The following is a 19422-nucleotide window of genomic DNA, read 5'->3' as shown; positions in this document are numbered from 1 at the left end:
CTTGTTAACGGTGTCACTTGAAAGGGCGGTTTTTTCGTATGAACAATAAAAGAAGCCGACTTGCTTGAAAGCAATCGGCTTGGAACATAAAACTTCAACAACTCACGAAAAATGTACATCCGCTGTCGCGAGTAAACGCACAAAACGATTGCCAAGCATCCCATTATGATGCGCTACAATTTGTTCACTGCTCAGCACCTTGCTATCAAATGTACTATGTGCATCTAATACGAGCACGTTGTTATGGTATCCCAGACTATAGGCGCTTCGGCAAGTCGTGTCGAGGCAAAACTCGGTCTGCATCCCCGCGATTACGAGTTGATCGGCTCCCAGTTCCTTCAGCACATGGCCCAATTCGGTTTGATAGAAGCTGTCCCAGGATGATTTACGAACAATTCGTTCATGAGGAAGAGGACGCACCACATCGGCGATGGCCCAGCCTACACTGTTTTCCCGGAAATCCTCATCCGCTTCATCGGTATGCTGTACGAAAATCACTGGTGTACCTGTAGCTCTGGCTTTGTCCAAAAGCTGCTGCAAATGTGCTACAACTTCCTGTTCACGATACAGCTTCTCATCATACATGAACATAGCCTGCTGAACATCAATCATGAGTAAAACGGTTTGCCCCATCGTTTCAATCCCTCCCTGTGTGTATCACTAACTTACAATAGCATGTCTTCATGCCTTGCGGCGACATAAGGTGAACTATATAATAAAGAACAAGTTGGAACGGTCCGATTCGGACGAAAGGTGATTAAAATATATGACAATTTCGCAGGAGCAGTTTATGTTCCGTTCTGTCTCAGAGGCACAGACCGGGGCATTGGCAGGTTTTTTGGCAGCCAAAGCGGTCCCCGGAACGGTGATTGTGCTGGATGGAGATCTGGGAGCGGGCAAAACTGCTTTTTCCAAGGCTTTTGCCAGCCATTTAGGTGTGCCGGGTATCGTAAATAGTCCAACCTTTACCCTCATTAAGGAGTACGAGGGCCGATTGCCTTTGTATCATATGGATGTGTACCGGATTTCCCAGGACGAGGCAGAGGATCTCGGGCTGGACGAATATTTTTACGGGACAGGAGTATGTCTGGTGGAATGGGGTAGTATTATACCGGATATATTGCCGGAGCAGCGGCTTCACATGTATATAGAAACAACGGATGTCGGGGAGCGCTTGATTCACCTGACCGGGTACGGCGAGCCTTATGAACAATGGTGCCGCAGTTTGCGGGAGAATGGAGTTTGAACCATGCAAAGAGAGCATACAGATGTGAATGTAAAGCCGCGTGAGCGGTTTTTGACGTTAGATACAGCGACGACCGTGATGGCGGCCGCTCTGATGAACGGAAGAGAACTGCTGGGAGAAAGCAACGTCTATGGCGAACGTAATCACTCCGTGCATGTGATTTCCGAGCTGGAGCGACTACTGAATGAAGAAGGGCTGACACGAGATGATGTAGACGGTATTGCAGTTGGTGTTGGACCGGGGTCTTATACCGGTATCCGGATTGCCGTGACCGCAGCCAAAACACTCGCTTGGGCCTGGGGTGTTCCGGTGACGTCCATATCCACTTTGCACGCTTTGGCGTGGGGGGGTTGGAATCGCGGCATCGAGATGAAGGGGCAAGAAGGTAAAAATGAGTCTGTGAACAACGGTTCGTCCGGAGCACAGGCAGCAGACTGGATTGTGCCCGTGCTGGATGCGCGCCGTGGTCAGGTTTACACGGGGCTGTTCGCCGTGAGTACAGTTGACGACGTCGAGAGTCCGCAACGGCTGGAGCCAGATGCAATCCGGTTGATGACTGCTTGGACCGATGACCTGCTGCAACGGCTGGAGGCTTTACCCTCTGAAGAGCGTCCCCCAGTCATTTGGCTAGTCGGTGAAACGACGGTTCACGCCGAAACAGCCGATCGCTTGCGTGCATGGAGCGAGCTTCGTATCGTACCTTATGAGCTGGAAGGAAGATGGGTTGGCCGCCTTGGGGCGGATAAGCTGCTTCGTCAAGAACATGACGAGCTACATACGCTGGTTCCTAATTATACCCAGCTGGCGGAGGCGGAAGCCAATCTGCTTCGCCAGCGCTGAAGAGAGCGGTGAACAACATGGCAAAGAACATACAGCGGGAAGAGAAACTTGAGTTTCGCTTGATGCAACTGAATGATATTCCCGATGTGCTGGAGATTGAGCATGAAGCGTTCACGCTACCGTGGACAGAGGAAGCATTCCGCAATGAGCTGACGATGAATCATTTCGCTAAATATATGATTATGGAACTAGACGGACAAGCCATTGGTTACGCAGGCATGTGGACGATTATGGATGAGGCCCATATTACGAATATTGCGATTCGTGAGGCTTATCGCGGACGTAAGCTTGGAGACAAGCTGTTGGATGAGCTGATGCAGACCGCCTCTTATTTAGGGATGGAACGTATGACGCTGGAGGTGCGGGTAACGAACCGGATCGCTCAAGGCTTGTATGAGAAAAAAGGCTTTAAGCCCGCAGGTGTGCGCAAAGGCTATTATTCGGATAATAACGAGGATGCTGTGATCATGTGGGCGGATCTTCCCGCGCATGGGGCATCCGGTGAACAGGAAGGAAGCGTGCAGAAGCAATGATGCAAGAGGAAAAAGTAGGTACAGGCTCCGCCTCCGGCGAGCCTTGCTATATACTGGCAGTGGAAACGAGTTGTGATGAAACGGCTGTTTCTGTCGTGAAAAATGGCACAGAGGTGCTCTCGAATCTGATTTCCAGTCAGATTGAAACACACAAAGCCTTTGGTGGTGTTGTGCCAGAGGTGGCTTCACGCAAACATGTGGAGAGCATCACCTACATGCTGGACGAGGCTATGCAAACATCAGGAATTACCCCACGCGAGATTTCGGCGGTTGCCGTGACACAAGGACCAGGACTGGTTGGTGCATTGCTGGTTGGTATTGTCGCCGCTAAGAGCGCTGCTTTGGCGTTCGGCAAGCCATTAATCGGGACGCATCATATCGCGGGACATATTTATGCCAATCAGCTGGAGCATGATATCGTATATCCGTGCATTGCTCTCGTTGTGTCAGGAGGACATACAGAGCTGGTGCTGATGGAGTCCGAAGGTCATTTTCAACTCATTGGTCGTACAAGGGATGATGCGGTTGGAGAAGCCTACGACAAAGTAGCGAGAGCCATTGGATTTCCGTATCCCGGCGGTCCGCATGTGGATCGTGTGGCTCATGAATCGGAGGAAGTGGTTACTTTGCCGCGTGCATGGTTGGAGCCGGATTCTTATGATTTTAGTTTTAGCGGTTTGAAATCTGCAGTGCTGAATGTAATTAACCAGACGAAAATGCGCGGAGAAACTGTTCATGTCGGAGCGATCGCAAGAGGCTTTCAAGAGTCGGTCGTCGAGGTGCTGGTGGAAAAGGCGATTCGTGCCATGCGTGAATACGGTGCGAAGCAGCTCCTGCTTTGTGGCGGTGTGGCTGCTAATCGCGGACTGCGTACAGCATTGCGTGAGCGCTGTGAGCGCGAAGGAATTGAGCTGCTTGTACCATCGATGAAATATTGCACAGATAATGCAGCGATGATCGGTGCTGCGGCCTACGCCAAATGGAAGCGCGGGGAATTTACCTCATTGGATATGAAGGCTGATCCAGGACTGTCTCTGGAAGAATGGTCTGTCCAAACTTAATTGAAGAAGAATGAGCAAGACACGGCACAGTTGAGTCGTGTCTTTTTTGTTCTGCTCCATAACTATCATAAAAATATAAATTCAAGAGGATAAAATACAGGAGTTTGAGCAAATGAATGGCAGTATCTCATTCCCTCACATTATTCGTCACAATTGTTCACGATTTTTCATGATTCATAAAAAAAATCTGGAATTTTGATACTGCCCGAATAATGATGTGATTTGTCAAGTTGTGAACAAAGTTATCCACATATACCGCTTCTAATGTGGATAACCGAGCCCGAAGCAAGCAGGATAAGACTTTTTGGAGATAGCAAGTTGGGGGATATGTAACACCTTTAGTTCTTGTGAAATCTGTGGATAATGTGGATAAAAGGGTGGATAAATTTGGTTTTCATTTGAAAACGGCTTTTTATCAATAAAAAAATGGCCCAAAAGGCCATTTTTCAATCTCATTCATACACATAAGTTGTGGATAATCTTGTGTACAAAAATACAAAAGAGGAAAATGTGAAATTTTTAAGGCTGAGATTTTATGCAGTGGTGTTTATTCTTCTAACAGCTCTTCCCAAGCGGTATAGGTTTCAGTCAATTCCTGTTTATGGGTGTCGAGTTGTGCCTGAATATTCTGAAGCGCTGTGTAATCCTGATAGATCTCAGGCAGGGTCATTTGTTCCTCCAGCCCTAAAATTTGTTCTTCCAGCGTTTTAATCTGGTTTTCCAATGCCTCCAGCTTGCGTTGACGGCTGCGTTCCTCGCTTTTGGCTTGTTTGTCCGCCGCATAGGTGGCGGCGCGTGATTTGGACGTGGTCTCGTCTGTCACGGATGCAGAGGCAGCCGATGTTTTGCCGCGTGTGGCCTGATTTGCCTCCAGAGCTTCCAGCGCAATTTCCTCTAACTCCTGCTTTTTGGCTACATAGTCATCATAATTCCCCAGGAAATGTTCTATCCCTTCAGGATGCAGCTCGATGACACGTTCCGCCATTTTGTTCAGGAAATAACGGTCATGGGAAATGAACAACAGTGTACCGTCATAGTCCATCAAAGCTGCTTCCAGCACTTCCTTGCTAAACAAATCCAGATGGTTGGTAGGCTCATCTAGAATTAATACGTTGGCTTCGCGCAGCATGAGCTTGGCCAGAGAAACGCGGGCTTTTTCCCCTCCGCTTAATGCAGCTACTTTTTTCAGTACATCGTCACCGCTAAACAGGAAATTACCCAGCACTGTACGAATACGTGCTTCTTCCATATGAGGGTATTCGCTCCACAACTCCTCCAGTACGGTATTGGCGGGGTTCAGGTTCGTCTGCTCCTGGTCATACAGGCCGATTTTGATTTTTGTGCCCCAGTGGATGGAGCCAGCAACAGGTTTAAGTGATCCGGTCAGACATTTGAGCAACGTCGATTTTCCGATCCCGTTCGGACCAATCAGTGCCACGGTATCTCCACGTTTTAAGTCGAACGATGCGTGCTGGAATAAAGGCTTTTTACCTTCATACCCCACAGAGAGGTCACGTACCTCCAGCACTTCCTTACCTGACATATGGGCTGTTTCAAAGGAAAAATGAGCCTTTTTCAAGTCTCCCATGGGCCGATCCATACGCTCCATTTTATCTAACTGCTTGCGCCGACTTTGAGCGCGTTTGGTCGTGGAAGCCCGTACGATATTACGTTGTACGAATGCTTCTAAACGGGCAATTTCTCCTTGCTGCTTTTCGTAATGTTTCAGGTTCGTTTCGTACTCGGCAGCCTTCAACTCCATGTAGCGGCTGTAGTTGCCTGTATATCGGGTAGAACGATGGCGTTCGATTTCAATAATCGTCGTTACCAGTCGGTCCAGAAAATAACGGTCATGTGATACAACCAGCAGAGAACCGGAGTAGCCGCGCAAATAGTCCTCCAACCAGGTCAGTGTTTGAATATCCAGATAGTTGGTAGGCTCATCGAGCATAAGGACATCTGGGGCGAGCAGTAGGATGCGTGCTAGCGCAAGCCGGGTTTTCTGTCCTCCGCTCAGAGTAGCTACAGGCGTCTCAGGTGCAAATGAACCAAAGCCCATGCCGTGCAGCACGCTGCGAATACGGGTCTCCATTTCATAACCACCGTGATCCTTGAACCAGTCTGAACGACGTGCATAGCGTTCCAGCAGATCTGCGTAGCGTTTTTCGTTTTGAGCATTGGCCAGGTCAGCGATGTCCTGTTCCATTTGCCGCAGTTCCCGTTCCGCTTCAATCAGGGGAGTGAACACCAGCATCATTTCCCCCCAGATAGAACGATCAGAATTCAAGCCGCTGTTTTGCGCCAGATAACCGATGCTGGTCTCCTTCGCCTTGAAAATTTGTCCACTGTCATAGGATATTTCACCAGCAATGATTTTGAGCAGGGTCGATTTGCCTGCACCGTTCACACCTACGAGTCCAATACGTTCACGTTCCAATATTTGAAGGTTAATCCCGTCCAGAACGGGCTCAATTCCATAGGATTTAGTAATTCCGGTTACTTGCAATAGCATAGCGTATCGTTCCTCCATTACATTTTGCACAGTTCTACCTGCTTTCTTCGCAGGTACCTTCCTTCCAGTTTACATGAAATTACCCACTATTGCACTGCTTTCACCCTGTAAACCCTTGAGCCGCGTGTAGTCAATTTGTATAAACAATGATAAACTTAAACGAGAAGTGAAAAAGAATGAAAAAAACTTGCAACGTACAGCACTTACTGACAAATGGGACAATAGCAACGTTTTAAAGATTATCGACGATTGTGCGGGAGGGCGGATGTGATGGATGTCTGTGATGTGAAGAACGCGCTGCGTTTGCAGCAACGGGAAGCGCGTGACTCCATGGACCCGCTGACAAGGCAGAAGGCATCGGCTGTGGCCTGTCGGCATGCAATCGAGGCATGGGAGCAGCTTAGAATAGACAGAAACGGAGATAAGCTAACATTATTTAGTTATCTCTCTTTTGGCAGCGAGATTTCGACGACCCCCCTCATTGAGCATTGCTGGTCACAGGGAGATCGTGTCCTGGCCCCAAGAGTGGATCCGGTAACCCGGACTATGGAGCTGAGGGAGATGGATCAGTACGGAGATATTGTACCCGGTATCTGGAACATCCCTGAGCCTGCTTTGACATGCAAGGAATGGTCGCCTGAAATGTGGGCGGGAATTGACTGGGTTGTTGTGCCTGGCTTGGCCTTTGATCGTCGTGGGGGCAGGATTGGTTACGGCGGAGGCTATTATGACCGCTTTACCGTACAGGTAGAGGCAGAGAAGCGTAACAACAGCCACGTAGGTCCGCTTTATGTCTCGCTGCTGCTGCCGGGACAATTGCTGACACAGGTGCCCATGGAGCCAAGTGATTTGCGAGTGGACGTGCTGTTTACTCTGGATGGACGCTTAGATTGTGATTATGCAAAATTGACAAATGATGAATGAAGTAAAGTTGGGTATGTGAAAGGAGCTGTGAGGGAGTCGTGGATTCCTTTACTCATTTTAACGAACAGGGACGGGCTCGGATGGTAGATATTTCGGGTAAAACGTCTACGATTCGTACAGCAGTTGCCGTGACTCAGATTACGATGAATCCGGCTACATTGACGGCTGTAAAAGAAGGAAGAATCGGCAAGGGTGATGTTCTTGCTGTGGCCCAGGTCGCAGGGATTCAAGGTGCGAAAAAAACGTCAGACTGGATACCGATGTGTCATCCACTGGCCCTGACAGGCGTGAACATTACTTTTTCCGATAATGGACATGATGTGCTTCATATTGAAGTTGAAGTGAAGACCGAAGGTAAAACAGGTGTAGAAATGGAAGCTTTGACAGCGGCTTCAGCCGCAGCGTTAACCGTGTATGATATGTGCAAGGCGCTGCAAAAAGATATGATCATCGGCCCTACCATGCTGCAATCCAAAACAGGTGGCAAGCATGGGGATTTTCAAAGGGAGGACCACCGGGAACCTTGACATAGACAACATTGTCGCCGAGAGGGTACTGTGATGTGATGGAGGATGCAGCGTGGCTGTTTCTGATTTTCAGAAGAGAAAGTATTCTTTCATGATAGGAGAAGGGTGATCTTATGGTGTGGAAAACGGCGATCCTAACAGCCAGTGATAAAGGGGCAAGGGGAGAGCGTGAGGATACAAGCGCACAGGTCATCCGGGAACTCATCGAAGAAGAACTGGGCGGAGAGATTGTGGAATACCGGATCGTTCCCGATGAACCGGATGAAATTATTGCAGCTTTAATCGAAATGACCGATTATTTTCATGCAGACCTGGTACTAACTACGGGCGGAACTGAGCTGGCGATCCGTGATGTGACACCCGAGGCGACTAGGCGGGTTGTGGAACGGGAAGTGCCAGGCATGGCGGAAGCCATGAGAATGATCGTGATGCAGAAAAATCCAGCGGCTATGCTATTCCGTGGAATCGTGGGAATACGCGGACGTACACTGATTGTCAATTTGCCAGGAACGCCCAAAGGTGTGCATGAAAATTTGGCAGCGATAATGGACCAACTTCCAGAAGCGTTGCTTATGGTGACAGGCCAGTTCCGGTAGAAGGCAGCACATCGTGTGTGGTATGATACCTATAAGAATTTATAAGGCCGTATACGGGCAAAGATTCTTATTTTGTCCGTCAACATAAGGAGGATTACTACACATGCCCAATATTGGAGCACCGGGTTATATTTTGTTGATTATTCTGGCGCTGCTGTTATTTGGTCCGAACAAGCTGCCTGAGCTGGGTCGAGCTGTAGGGCGTACATTCCGTGAGTTTAAAAACGGGGCACGCGATATTTTATCAGAAGATGAACGGACTGAGCGTAAAGACAGCAAAGATAGTGTGGTCAAAGCATCACAAACGACGTCTTCAGAAGTTCAACCTCAGCCTGAGGATAAACGCATGTCATAGATTTAGTTATCGATTCTTGATGCTTGTACAATAAACAAGAGCCTCTTCTTCAGTGAAGGGCTTTATTTTTTAGGAGGCGCTGCTGCGTTCCGTTCAGAAAGGAGGAATGGACTTGACCCCATCAGAGCATGAAATGCCGTTAATGGAACATCTGGGAGAGCTTCGCCGCAGAATTATTTATGTGCTAATTGTATTTGTATTGGCACTGGCTGGTGGTCTGTTCGCGGCGGGTTCTGTCTATGACTGGCTTATTCGCTCCGGTTCGGCGCAAGCTTTTCAGTTAAACGCGTTTTCCTTTTGGGACGGGATTGGTATCTACATGAAGATCGCCATGATCATCGGGATTGCGGTGGCGCTACCGTTTGCCTGCTACCAACTGTGGAAGTTTGTCAGCCCGGGCTTAAGACCGCAAGAACGGAGTGCGACTTTGCGGTATGTGCCTTATGTGCTGCTTTTGTTCATTATTGGGGCAGCTTTTGCTTATTTCATTATTTTCCCAATGGCGATTCAGTTTACATCGTCCGTCACTAAAAGTATGGGATTACAGGAAACGTACGGGATCGCACAATATTTTACCTTTATGTTTAATATTGTACTGCCTGTAGCACTGCTGTTTGAGCTTCCCCTGCTTATCATGTTTCTGACGGGGATTCATGTTATAACACCAATACGGCTTCGCAAATGGCGGAAGATTTCTTATTTTCTGCTTGTGTTCGTCGCGGTTGTCATTACCCCGCCGGACTTTATTTCCGATTTTTTGGTGGCGATTCCGTTGCTGGTGCTATATGAAGTGAGCGTGTATTTATCTTCGGTCGTGTACCGCAGGCAGCTGCGTGCGCAGGAGGAACGTGAGGCCCAGTTGCGTGTAGCTTCGGAATAAAAAGGCAGGACCTGAATGGCTCAGTAAACAATTTATTCGGGTCCGCGCTACATGGCAACTTGCACATGATGAATAGCATTTGTATATCATAACTATTTACAGAGTATGAACAGCAGCAGCTTAGCTGCCCTAAAAATAAGCATTAGCCTTGGGTCAGCGGTTATTTTTAAGTCAGATGGAAATAATCGAGAAGGGCTGTCCATAAAAATTCCCATAAAAAATACATTAGGGACTTGAAATTCAATCTCAAGTTGAGTATCATAAAGTTGGTTGTTAGCACTGACGACTGTCGAGTGCTAATACATACAACATAACAACCAAATTACAGGATAAAACACTTAATAAGGAGGCTATTTTTTCATGATCAAACCTTTGGGTGAACGCGTATTGGTGGAAGCAATTGAGCAAGAGACAACGACTTCCTTCGGGATCGTACTTCCTGACTCTGCCAAGGAAAAGCCGCAAGAAGGCAAAATTATCGCGGTTGGCGCAGGCGCATTGAAAGACGGTGCCCGTATTCCTCTGGAAGTAAAAGAAGGCGACCGTGTCATTTTCTCTAAATACGCTGGAACGGAAATCAAATATGAAGGTAAAGAATATTTGATTATGAAAGAAAGCGATATCCACGCGATCATCGGTTAACCGGAACCCGGACAAGACCTGAATATAGGAATTGAAACAAATCATTCATAATCCATAGGGAGGTTTATCACAAATGGCTAAAGATATTAAATTCAGTGAAGACGCTCGTCGCTCTATGCTGCGCGGGGTTGACGCATTGGCTAACGCTGTTAAAGTAACACTCGGACCGAAAGGCCGTAACGTTGTACTGGAGAAAAAATTTGGTAGCCCGCTCATCACCAATGACGGTGTAACGATTGCAAAAGAAATCGAGCTGGAAGATGCGTTCGAAAACATGGGCGCTCAACTGGTTAAAGAAGTAGCAACCAAAACGAACGATGTAGCTGGTGATGGTACGACTACTGCTACTGTTTTGGCTCAAGCCCTCATCACAGAAGGTCTGAAAAACGTAACTGCTGGCGCAAGCCCAATCGGTATCCGTAAAGGGATCGACAAAGCGGTTAAAGCAGCTGTTGCTGAACTGCAAGCCATCTCCAAACCAATCGAAAGCAAACAATCCATTGCTCAAGTAGCTGGTATTTCCGCTGCTGATGATGAAGTAGGCGAACTGATCGCTGAAGCTATGGAAAAAGTGGGCAAAGACGGTGTAATCACTGTTGAAGAATCCCGCGGTTTTGCAACAGAGCTGGAAGTCGTTGAAGGTATGCAATTTGACCGTGGCTACATTTCCCCGTACATGATTACAGATACGGACAAAATGGAAGCTGTACTGGACAATCCATATATCCTGATCACAGACAAAAAAATCACAAACACACAAGAAATCCTGCCATTGCTTGAAAAAATCGTACAACAAGGCAAGCCACTCGTTCTGATCGCTGAAGACATCGAAGGCGAAGCGCTGGCTATGCTCGTTGTCAACAAACTGCGTGGTACATTCAACGCTGTAGCTGTTAAAGCTCCAGGCTTTGGTGACCGTCGTAAAGCAATGCTGCAAGATATCGCTGCCCTGACAGGCGGTCAAGTGATCACGGAAGAACTGGGTCTGGACCTGAAAACAGCTTCCGTAGACCAACTGGGTACAGCACGTCAAGTGCGTATCACAAAAGAAAATACGATTGTGGTTGACGGTGCTGGAAACAAAGCCGACATCGACGCTCGTGTTAGTCAAATCCGTACGCAACTGGAAGAAACCACTTCCGAGTTCGACAAAGAGAAACTGCAAGAGCGTCTGGCTAAATTGTCCGGCGGCGTAGCAGTCATCAAAGTCGGTGCAGCAACTGAAACAGAATTGAAAGAACGCAAACTGCGCATCGAAGATGCCCTGAACGCAACCCGTGCTGCGGTTGAAGAAGGTATCGTATCCGGTGGTGGTGTAGCGCTCCTGAACGTATACAAAGCAGTTGCAGCTGTTGAACTGCAAGGCGACGAGCAAACAGGCGTGAACATCGTGTTGCGCGCTCTGGAAGCTCCAATCCGCACCATCGCTGCTAATGCAGGTGAAGAAGGCTCTGTAATCGTTGAGCGTCTGAAACGCGAAGAAGTTGGCGTAGGCTTTAACGCAGCTACTGGCGACTGGGTAAACATGATCGACGCTGGTATCGTGGACCCTGCAAAAGTAACTCGCTATGCATTGCAAAACGCTGCTTCTGTAGCAGCAATGTTCCTGACTACCGAAGCGGTTATCGCTGACAAGCCAGAACCAGAAAAGGCTGCAATGCCTGACATGGGCGGCATGGGTGGTATGGGTGGAATGATGTAATAGGTTTGAAAAAACCTATAATACCGCTATTTAAAGGGCTCCCGAGAGGGAGTCCTTTTCTATAAAATCACATAAAAATCACATTCTATGCAACCAGTCAGATTTGAAGGATGTCTGCGAAGTGATTTTTAATCTTCTCATTGGCATTTTTCTTCATTTTCTCCGTAACGTGCGTATAGACTTTCAATGTAGTTTTAGCGTCATCTTGGCTAACTTGCTTCATGATCGTTTTGAGATCAACTTCAGCTTCAGTCAGCATCGATATGTGAGTGTGCCGAAGAATTTGAGGAGTAGCTTTCTTTTTTAATTGAGGTTTTCTTGAGAATACGTTCCATACGGATTAATATATTTTTTTGAATGAGTGGGTAGCCGTTCTTGTGGGCAAAACAAAGTTGTTTTCATGATAATCATCAAATAGTTTCTTATATTCAAGTCTGAGAGCTTGTTGTTTAACAATGTGTCTTTGGAGCAAATTCATAACGTTATCAATTATATTAAATTTACGGATAGATCCTGTAGATTTGGGTGGAGTTAGAGTGTATTTACGCATATTATTATCAGGATTGTAAAGTGTCTTGGTTATTCGTAACTCATTTAATTCAAAGTTAAAGTCCGTATCTTTTAAAGCGCAGAGTTCCCCAGATCGCATCCCTGAAAAGGCAAGCAAGTGAAAGATTTCAATGTTATCAGGTAAACCATGTTCATTAACTGCATTTAAAAATTCAGCCAGCTCATGTTTTTCTAAGTAACCATCCTCGATTGGGCTATTTTCAATTTCCTCTACCGTCAACATTTTCGCCGGGATAACTGTTCCCGAACATGGATTATCCAATCTCATTTTGTTTTTTTATTGCATATTTCATAATCATATTTGAAGTTACATGTACCCCTTCAATTGTGGTCCTAGCATACTCCTTATCTGGCGGGTTTTCTATTACTGTTAGAAGCGGAACTTTGAGAACTGGTGGCGGCTCTAGCTTTGCAGTATTACGAGCTTATGAATGGTGGGCATACGAATAAAAAAAGAGAAGAAGGTTAGTAATGAAAATCGGGCAAAAGGTGTACTGGAGAAAAACGAGCGGCTAGGTAATTTTTATGACCCCGCAAATTGAATCAGAATCAGCACGCGAGACAACCTAAAAGGATGATATGAGCTTTTACCCGCAGCTCAAGGGATATGACCTGGAACAGGTGGATGTGCTCAAACTGGGTTTTTATAAGTATAAAGAAGACTTTTACCACGCGACAAGGTACATGGTGAATCCTGACACTAAGACAATGGAGTTTACCTATCAATCTAATAACGGATCGGAATCTGAGAAATCTCTTACGGATCAGGTGACGGAACTTAAACGGGCTGATTTAGACCACAAGGAGGCCATAGCTGGGCTTATCCAGTTCGTTATGTCGCAGTCCGATGTTAAATAGAATCCGGGAGCGGGTTCTGTTTTTTATTTTCACGTAGCTCATGAGGGGAGGTGATAGCATGAATGAGCAGATCAAAAAAGCTTATGTGACGACATTTGTACATCTTATCCTTGATGGTCGTCGCACAGTTGCAGATGTACCAGCAGCATTGCAGGAACTGGTTAAGGCCGATCTTGGCCTGACAGAACCGGCAGCTACACAGGTGGCAGAACAACTAACAGAACAAGAAGCAAAAACGGCATATCCAATCGGATGCGCTATTTCTTTGCCCACGGTGAGTGGTCGGGGGCTTTACTTTTACAGGTTAGGCAGGGAGTCCTGACCACGGAGACGGGGGAAGCAAGTGGACAAGTTGGAGATTTATAAATTAAGTGCCGCCTTTGGGGGGAGCGCGATAACATATTTCTTTGGAGGGTGTCATTTGTCTTGGCTGCACTCCTTACATTTACAATATTTGATTATGCTACAGGGCTGCTTGCAGCGTGGACGGAGGGCAAAAAAGGAACGGGTCCCGGTCTAAAGAGCAAGATTAGTCTTATTGGTATTTCCCGTAAGGTTTTTATCTTTGCAATGATAGCCGTGGGTCATATTGTAGACGGTATTTTGGGGGATAGCCATTTGTTCCGAGACACGGTCGCCATTTCTATCTGGCAACGAACTACTTTCGATCATCGAAAACGGTGTTAGGATGGGTGCCCCAATTCCGCCAGGCGGTTGAGGTGCTAAAGAGCAAAGGCGGCAACCAAGGAGGAGATAGTAAGGGATCAAGTAAAAAAAATCTGAGAAGCGGTTGAGCGGGCTTCATTCGGTTTTCAAGCTAGTTATGGAGAAGCTCATTGAGCAGTACTATGGCTGTGGTGTTTGGATTGTGATAACCCAAGGTTTGCGAACATATGCGGAGCAGGACGCACTCTATGCCCAGGGACGGAATGGAGATAAGCGTCCCAAAGTAACCAAAGTGCGGGGTGGGTACAGCAATCATAATTTTGGGTTCGCTTCCGGATTGGAGCAAAGTCGTAGAGGAAGCCAAGAAACTTGGCCTAGAATGGGGTGGCGACTGGCGTAGCTTTAAAGACATGCCCCACTTTCAGATGACCTTTGGCCTTTCTACAGCAGATTTCCGTGCAGGCAAATGCCCAACTCAGGTGCAGCTTAATGCTGTGCTGGTCAGATTGAACAAATTGAATATGGGGGATGAGGAAATGACAGCAGAAGAAAAGGCAGCGTTTAAGGCGCTACAGAAACGTGTGATCGCGCTCGAATCTGCAAATAAACTCACAAAGGTTCCAACGTGGGCCGAGCAAGCTTGCATTAACGCTAAAGGTGCTGGAGTGCTTGATACGGAAAATGATGGCTCTTATGATTTTTACCGCATGGTCACCTTACTAGACCGGGCTGGCGTGTTCAGTGCGAATGGAAGTGTTGAGTAATGACTGATTGGAAACGTAAATTGTCTTCGCGTAAGTTTTGGGCTTTGTTGGCGCACTTATAACGAGCTTGCTTACTGCATTTGGAGCCAGCAAGGATACGGTTATTCAAGTGACTGGTGTGATCGGTACGTTCGGCGCGGTTATCGCATATATCTTAGCCGAGGCGTATGTGGATGGAAAATCGTCTGGGGCTACGGGTACGGACAAGTTGGAATAATCCCAAACGTTTGTTAGTTTACTATTTACAGAATCACCCAAATCAATTATACTTACCCTATATCCGAAAAGCATCGGTGAAAAAGGCTCCGGTGACAATATCCATAGGAGTTTTTTTTTACCACAAAAAAGAACATGTGTTCCTATTTTGTTTTTTGAAAAGTAAATTATCCAGAGAATAAAGACTATACAATTGTACAAAAATGTAAATGGAATGAATATAGTCGTAATTACGATTTAAAAGCAATCACAAAGTGTGACAGTTCTTTGTGCCTACTTTCTTATACAATCCACTTCTATATTGGCAAATTATGTAGACTGGTGACGGGTTATGTGCTACTTTAAACCTAATGAAATGAAATTTGTTGTCGCGTAGATCTTTTATTAGACTTACTGGCATATCTTAGGGGGAAGAGCAATGTCCGGAAAACCGTACGTAATATTCATACCGGGGATTAAAGGAAGTGATCTCTGGGAAGGGGGGAACAAGAGGTGGTTTCCTAAAAATCTTGAAGATGTAGAGGCTCTTAACATATGCAATCCAATGAAGGCTAAGAGTCCATTAAGTATCGTTAATGGATTTAATATATATTTCAAAAGGATTTATCGGGGAATTCTTAAAGAATTTTCTAGTGAGGAAGCAGAAATGTTTCCCTATGACTGGCGTTTAGATATCAATCTCACCGCAGACGAACTGGTAAGCACGATAACTAGGTTGAATGCGAAGCACGATAATATCCATTTAGTGGCCCATAGTATGGGAGGGATGATTGCCAAGATAGCAATTTTAAAAATGGATGATCTTGGGATTTCTAATATGGTAAAAAAATTGACGACTCTTGGAACACCATGGCATGGTGCTCCAGATTCATATAAGGCCCTATCATTTGGCGAGCCTGGATTTTTTCAAGATTTTACAAACATATTTGAAATGTTTGACGATAAAAAAACCAGGGATTTAGCTCGCCAATTGCCGTCAGTTTATCAGTTACTTCCAAGCGAGCACTACTTTAATGATCATGAAGAAGGTAAATTCCTGTTACAAAATGAAGATAATAATTCAGGCAAGGTTATTACATATCAGGATGTTCAAATGAAAGCACAAAACTTTTATGACGAACTAGTTGGAACTCATGGAGTAGTATCTAATGTTTGGAATGATTTCATGAGCCCAATTCAAACAATGATGCTTCAATCTATTCCTACTCATATCGAACATGATAATTTGATTGGTTGTCAGATACCTACCTTATATGAGTTGCCTATTGAGAGCAACAAGACAAGGTATCCTTTTAAAAGGGACTGTAAGTTTGAGAATGGCGATGGTGTTGTTCCAGTTTTTAGTGCCACTCCTGCACATGCTGCGAATTTATATTACTGTCCAGTACAGCATACAAAAATGGGTTCCGAGAAAGAAGTTATAAAATTTATCCGATGGTCATTAAGTGGTAAGCAAGGACATATGCCTCTAGGTATACATGAAGAGGAAAATACAGATCTATTCAGACAAGGTGTATTTGCAAAAATTATGTGCCCTGTTGATTCAACAATCCTTGACGAGGAGAATAGATATGTAGCAGGAGTATTTGATCCTAATATTGAAGAGATTAGCCCGTATGCAATAGAGGGAAATGTTACCTATATTAATATTGGTCAAGCAAAGTATGTTTATTTTGATGAAACAATTAAAGATGACATGATTATAAAGATCAATTCTTATGACAATGGGGTAGCCGATATTTCTGTTAAAATCTATGATGAGGATTCGGTGAAAGAGGAAAAGTTCGATCCAATTCCAGTATCTGATGAAACATCAGCTACACTGAGAATTCCTTTATCAAATAAAAACACAGAAACTTCTCTTCGAGTAGATAGTTCTACTATTGAACCGAAGGTGATAAGAAGGAAGAAAGTGGAAGGAGTTTCTAAGGTACAAGATGACCTTCCACAAGTAAAGATTAAAATAAGTAATCAGGGGCAAAAAGTTAAATACAGACAGGTTTACTCTGGGTTAGTCACATTGTTTCTGGATGTAGACCAGCCTGAAAACATAGCGAGCTTATTTTATACTGTCGATGGTGGAAAACCAAAGCGTTATTTGGAACCCGTGGATTTAAATCTTGATTCAGGTGCACATACAATTGAAGCATTTGGTAAAGATAATTTTAACAGATCAATAAAGACAAAAAAATTCACATTCAATGTTGATGGCCGGAACCCTTCCACAAAGTTAATTGTTGCTTTAGACCCAGAGGGAATAGATTTGTCCTTTAAGCCATTAACAAACGGGGCCCGAGCAGATTCATATTACAGAGTGGACAGTGAAGGTGAATTTAAGAAATTTGAATCGAGTGAAAAAGTGAACTTGAGTCCAGCTAAGTTACGTAGAGATCCAAATTCCTTTTATGAAATTGAATACTACTCAGTAAATGAATTTGGAAAACAAGGTGACATCGAATCATTAAAACTCAGTTTGGGTAATATTCCTATATTAATGTGGGAAGAGTACTCTTCTGCAACTCAACCGATCATGATCTGGGAAAACATACTCAAATACGAAACATTAGACATATATGATTTCGAAATTGTTTTACTGGGCAAAGGAAGCAAGATTTCGAGAAGAGTAACTCCAAATCAAGACATACCTGATAACATCAGAAGTGTAAAATTTAATTCTGATTCTTTGGAGCTTGATATTAGATTTTTAGAAAAATATTCTTTATATTTTTATGGCGCTCCAACAGAAGTTCTTGAAGTGGGAGAAGAATATGATTTTTCCTTCGAATTAATTTCTGAAAGAACTCATGAGACTATCACTCATACCCGACCTCGTGCAAAGTTGGTTGCAGTAAGAACTAATAAAGTGCCCGATAAACAGTTAGATCTTATTGAAGACGATAGTGGTATGTTCAAAGGGAAGTTCATAGTTGATGAAAAATTCCTTGAATACCGTTTTAAACTTGTAATAACTGATTTGAAAAACGTTCGACCGCCATTAAGGGAAATTCCACTTATCATGAAAGAAGATGAAGAAATATAATTAGGGGGTGAGGGCTTTGAATATTATGATAATGGTGCAATTTGGCTCACTTTTTCTCATATTCTTCATAGCCTTCATCTTATATTCAACTAGGTTATGGAAAGCAAGTGGACTTTTTGGAAGTTTTGATGTTAAATCTATACTTCTCCAACTTGTTCTGATAGCGTGGGCAATTGTTTCTTTTTTTGTTGGTTTGATAAAAATGATCATAGTTTCAGGTTTGGCTGTATCCACAATTGTTTTAACTATGGGTATTCCTATACTCCTCATTGCTTTTTTTAGCATTAAGATATATAGGAATTACTTCATAACTAGACAGGAATTGAAACGAATGAAAAATGCCTCAGTTCTTTGTAAGCAGTGGGCTTCTTCTTTTCCTTTTATTTCAGAAGAGAACACCCAATTGAAATTGCACTTAAGAGAAGGTAAACCAGAAGGTAAGATGATAATTACAAATGTTACAGAAGAGCAAGCATCAGAATTATACTCCCAAAAACAAGATCTTCCTAAAGGAATATTCTTGGATGTGTATCCAGTTAAGGAAGATAACAAAAACTTAATTCATTAAGTAAGTTCCATAGATTAGAGCCCTACAACCAATAAAAGTCAGCAGGGCTTTTTGGTTACTTGCTCAATTTGTACAGACAGTATTGATTCAGAGATACATTCTCTCCAGCTGCATGCTCACTAATTACCAGTGCAGGCTGTGGGGAATTCGAAGATTAAACTTCCCGCTGAATTCATTCTCACCCGGTTGCTCTGGAGAAGGATAACTATATTACGTGGGCGGATAAGTCCTCATTGCGGGATATAGTAATCATAGAGAGCTGGGACTGTGATCAAAAGATCGTTACGCCCCCAGGGACGAAGTGTTTTAGGGAATATTAACATCAGGAAGAGTATCATTGCTACTCTGTATACCTTGATATACAATTGTAGGAAAGCTGTCGGTAAGTCGGGTTTGTGTGAGGACAGAAATGTTTATTTGAATCACAAAAAAATCACAATTCCGGCGAATGAGGGCAGATGTAGACGAATAAAACTTTCTGAAGATAAGCCCAAACAAGCTATACAATAGATGATAAGTTTTACGACGTTCCTCTGCGAGAATCAATCAAAGATGGGCGGCATGATGTAATAGGTTTGAAAAAAACTTATGCATCAAGGGCTTCTATGATTAGACGCCCTGTTTGACCACATAGCGTAAAACAAAAGGCTGATTATGGACTCTCTCATAATCAGCCTTTTTAATGATCCAAAATGCAGTGTTATATAGATTTACACATGATCTATAAGGGTTTTTCGGTTCATTACATTTAAAATGAAAGCGTTGACATGTATTTCAACCCGCTATATACTTAGCTTAATTAAATGAATAGCTCTAGGATTGTTACTGTTACGCAGGCAAAACCTAAGGAACAAAATGTTAAGATCTAAGGATCTTATGTATTTTGTTATCTTAGGTTTTTTTGTTTATAGAGAGAGGAAGG

At 44.5% G+C, this 19422-nt stretch carries 19 protein-coding genes and 3 pseudogenes; 18 read left to right on the top strand and 4 right to left on the bottom strand.

Annotated elements, in window-relative coordinates:
• Positions 1–102 precede the first annotated feature (102 nt).
• A complete protein-coding gene (locus NSS66_RS05050) occupies positions 103–633 on the bottom strand; it encodes a cysteine hydrolase family protein (RefSeq protein WP_075153900.1) in 531 nt (176 codons plus the stop codon).
• Between the two features lie 133 nt (positions 634–766).
• On the opposite strand from NSS66_RS05050, the gene tsaE reads away from it, so the two are divergent.
• Genes tsaE through tsaD form a run of 4 tightly spaced genes read left to right on the top strand, consistent with a single transcriptional unit; the run spans position 767 to position 3680 of the window.
• Positions 767–1246: a tRNA (adenosine(37)-N6)-threonylcarbamoyltransferase complex ATPase subunit type 1 TsaE gene (tsaE, locus tag NSS66_RS05045; protein WP_053324873.1), complete on the top strand. Its 480-nt coding sequence runs from the start codon at positions 767–769 to the stop codon at positions 1244–1246.
• A 3-nt stretch (positions 1247–1249) separates the two neighbouring features.
• A complete protein-coding gene (tsaB, locus tag NSS66_RS05040; RefSeq protein WP_340958529.1) occupies positions 1250–2086 on the top strand; it encodes a tRNA (adenosine(37)-N6)-threonylcarbamoyltransferase complex dimerization subunit type 1 TsaB in 837 nt (278 codons plus the stop codon).
• Between the two features lie 17 nt (positions 2087–2103).
• On the top strand, positions 2104–2619 hold the full coding sequence (gene rimI / locus NSS66_RS05035; RefSeq protein ID WP_071639897.1) for a ribosomal protein S18-alanine N-acetyltransferase: 516 nt from the start codon (positions 2104–2106) through the stop codon (positions 2617–2619).
• Positions 2616–3680, top strand: coding sequence for a tRNA (adenosine(37)-N6)-threonylcarbamoyltransferase complex transferase subunit TsaD (gene tsaD, locus NSS66_RS05030; RefSeq protein ID WP_028543081.1), 1065 nt, complete (start codon positions 2616–2618; stop codon positions 3678–3680). Before rimI ends, tsaD begins: the two co-directional genes overlap by 4 nt.
• A 547-nt stretch (positions 3681–4227) precedes the next feature.
• On the opposite strand, the gene NSS66_RS05025 is transcribed toward tsaD, so the two are convergent.
• A complete protein-coding gene (locus tag NSS66_RS05025; RefSeq protein ID WP_254348189.1) occupies positions 4228–6192 on the bottom strand; it encodes an ABC-F family ATP-binding cassette domain-containing protein in 1965 nt (654 codons plus the stop codon).
• 270 nt (positions 6193–6462) lie between these two features.
• Here NSS66_RS05025 and NSS66_RS05020 point away from each other — a divergent pair, with 270 nt between their 5' ends.
• The 7 genes from NSS66_RS05020 (at position 6463) to groL (ending at position 11818) form a co-directional block, all read left to right on the top strand.
• Positions 6463–7116, top strand: coding sequence for a 5-formyltetrahydrofolate cyclo-ligase (locus NSS66_RS05020; RefSeq protein WP_076157955.1), 654 nt, complete (start codon positions 6463–6465; stop codon positions 7114–7116).
• Positions 7117–7154: 38 nt separating this feature from the next.
• Positions 7155–7643 (top strand): cyclic pyranopterin monophosphate synthase MoaC, encoded by a 489-nt coding sequence (gene moaC, locus NSS66_RS05015; protein WP_013309211.1) that lies wholly within the window; start codon positions 7155–7157, stop codon positions 7641–7643.
• A gap of 113 nt (positions 7644–7756) precedes the next feature.
• Positions 7757–8239: a MogA/MoaB family molybdenum cofactor biosynthesis protein gene (locus NSS66_RS05010; protein ID WP_013309212.1), complete on the top strand. Its 483-nt coding sequence runs from the start codon at positions 7757–7759 to the stop codon at positions 8237–8239.
• 103 nt (positions 8240–8342) lie between these two features.
• Positions 8343–8594 (top strand): twin-arginine translocase TatA/TatE family subunit, encoded by a 252-nt coding sequence (locus NSS66_RS05005; RefSeq protein WP_076294998.1) that lies wholly within the window; start codon positions 8343–8345, stop codon positions 8592–8594.
• Positions 8595–8706: 112 nt separating this feature from the next.
• Complete coding sequence (tatC, locus tag NSS66_RS05000; RefSeq protein ID WP_340958528.1) at positions 8707–9474, top strand: twin-arginine translocase subunit TatC; 768 nt, start codon at positions 8707–8709, stop codon at positions 9472–9474.
• A gap of 360 nt (positions 9475–9834) precedes the next feature.
• A complete protein-coding gene (gene groES / locus NSS66_RS04995) occupies positions 9835–10116 on the top strand; it encodes a co-chaperone GroES (protein WP_007429271.1) in 282 nt (93 codons plus the stop codon).
• A 73-nt stretch (positions 10117–10189) separates the two neighbouring features.
• Positions 10190–11818 (top strand): chaperonin GroEL, encoded by a 1629-nt coding sequence (gene groL, locus NSS66_RS04990; protein ID WP_013309215.1) that lies wholly within the window; start codon positions 10190–10192, stop codon positions 11816–11818.
• 340 nt (positions 11819–12158) lie between these two features.
• Here groL and NSS66_RS04985 read toward each other — a convergent pair whose 3' ends face one another.
• Positions 12159–12650, bottom strand: a complete 492-nt coding sequence (locus tag NSS66_RS04985) for a hypothetical protein (RefSeq protein WP_340958527.1) — start codon at positions 12648–12650, stop codon at positions 12159–12161.
• 317 nt (positions 12651–12967) lie between these two features.
• Between NSS66_RS04985 and NSS66_RS04980 the strand changes: the two genes are divergently transcribed.
• From NSS66_RS04980 to NSS66_RS04945, 7 genes and pseudogenes are all read left to right on the top strand, one after another.
• The gene (locus NSS66_RS04980; protein WP_340958526.1) at positions 12968–13246 is read left to right on the top strand and encodes a hypothetical protein; all 279 of its coding nucleotides are present in this window, start codon (positions 12968–12970) and stop codon (positions 13244–13246) included.
• 58 nt (positions 13247–13304) lie between these two features.
• On the top strand, positions 13305–13568 hold the full coding sequence (locus NSS66_RS04975; RefSeq protein ID WP_340958525.1) for a hypothetical protein: 264 nt from the start codon (positions 13305–13307) through the stop codon (positions 13566–13568).
• A 21-nt stretch (positions 13569–13589) separates the two neighbouring features.
• Positions 13590–14040, top strand: a pseudogene (locus NSS66_RS26815) (phage holin family protein).
• A pseudogene (locus NSS66_RS04960) lies at positions 14037–14676 on the top strand (M15 family metallopeptidase). Before NSS66_RS26815 ends, NSS66_RS04960 begins: the two co-directional pseudogenes overlap by 4 nt.
• 67 nt (positions 14677–14743) lie before the next feature.
• Entirely contained in the window at positions 14744–14893 is a 150-nt protein-coding gene (locus NSS66_RS04955; protein WP_340958522.1) for a hypothetical protein, read from the top strand.
• A 417-nt stretch (positions 14894–15310) separates the two neighbouring features.
• A complete protein-coding gene (locus NSS66_RS04950) occupies positions 15311–17932 on the top strand; it encodes a lipase family alpha/beta hydrolase (RefSeq protein WP_340958521.1) in 2622 nt (873 codons plus the stop codon).
• Positions 17933–17948: 16 nt separating this feature from the next.
• Positions 17949–18500 carry a hypothetical protein gene (locus tag NSS66_RS04945; protein WP_340958520.1) on the top strand — a complete coding sequence of 184 codons (552 nt, stop codon included), beginning with the start codon at positions 17949–17951 and terminating at the stop codon, positions 18498–18500.
• Between the two features lie 123 nt (positions 18501–18623).
• On the opposite strand, the pseudogene NSS66_RS26810 reads toward NSS66_RS04945, so the two are convergent.
• Positions 18624–18689, bottom strand: a pseudogene (locus NSS66_RS26810) (toxin-antitoxin system HicB family antitoxin); the annotation flags it as partial.
• Positions 18690–19422: the final 733 nt, after the last annotated feature.

Source organism: Paenibacillus sp. FSL R10-2748, assembly GCF_038005565.1.
GTDB lineage: Bacteria > Bacillota > Bacilli > Paenibacillales > Paenibacillaceae > Paenibacillus > Paenibacillus polymyxa_B.
The sequence above is the reverse complement of the archived record's forward strand: the minus strand, read 5'-3'. Positions and strand labels throughout refer to the sequence as shown.

Bases quoted from the DNA above. Each gene is read 5' to 3' on its own strand.
- NSS66_RS05025 (WP_254348189.1), bottom strand. From the start codon at position 6,192: ATGCTATTGCAAGTAACCGGAATTACTAAATCCTATGGAATTGAGCCC.
- rimI (WP_071639897.1), top strand. From the start codon at position 2,104: ATGGCAAAGAACATACAGCGGGAAGAGAAACTTGAGTTTCGCTTGATG.
- NSS66_RS05005 (WP_076294998.1), top strand. From the start codon at position 8,343: ATGCCCAATATTGGAGCACCGGGTTATATTTTGTTGATTATTCTGGCG.
- tsaB (WP_340958529.1), top strand. From the start codon at position 1,250: ATGCAAAGAGAGCATACAGATGTGAATGTAAAGCCGCGTGAGCGGTTT.
- tsaE (WP_053324873.1), top strand. From the start codon at position 767: ATGACAATTTCGCAGGAGCAGTTTATGTTCCGTTCTGTCTCAGAGGCA.
- groES (WP_007429271.1), top strand. From the start codon at position 9,835: ATGATCAAACCTTTGGGTGAACGCGTATTGGTGGAAGCAATTGAGCAA.
- tsaD (WP_028543081.1), top strand. From the start codon at position 2,616: ATGATGCAAGAGGAAAAAGTAGGTACAGGCTCCGCCTCCGGCGAGCCT.
- NSS66_RS05050 (WP_075153900.1), bottom strand. From the start codon at position 633: ATGGGGCAAACCGTTTTACTCATGATTGATGTTCAGCAGGCTATGTTC.
- NSS66_RS04980 (WP_340958526.1), top strand. From the start codon at position 12,968: ATGAGCTTTTACCCGCAGCTCAAGGGATATGACCTGGAACAGGTGGAT.
- groL (WP_013309215.1), top strand. From the start codon at position 10,190: ATGGCTAAAGATATTAAATTCAGTGAAGACGCTCGTCGCTCTATGCTG.
- NSS66_RS04975 (WP_340958525.1), top strand. From the start codon at position 13,305: ATGAATGAGCAGATCAAAAAAGCTTATGTGACGACATTTGTACATCTT.
- NSS66_RS05020 (WP_076157955.1), top strand. From the start codon at position 6,463: ATGGATGTCTGTGATGTGAAGAACGCGCTGCGTTTGCAGCAACGGGAA.
- NSS66_RS05010 (WP_013309212.1), top strand. From the start codon at position 7,757: ATGGTGTGGAAAACGGCGATCCTAACAGCCAGTGATAAAGGGGCAAGG.
- NSS66_RS04950 (WP_340958521.1), top strand. From the start codon at position 15,311: ATGTCCGGAAAACCGTACGTAATATTCATACCGGGGATTAAAGGAAGT.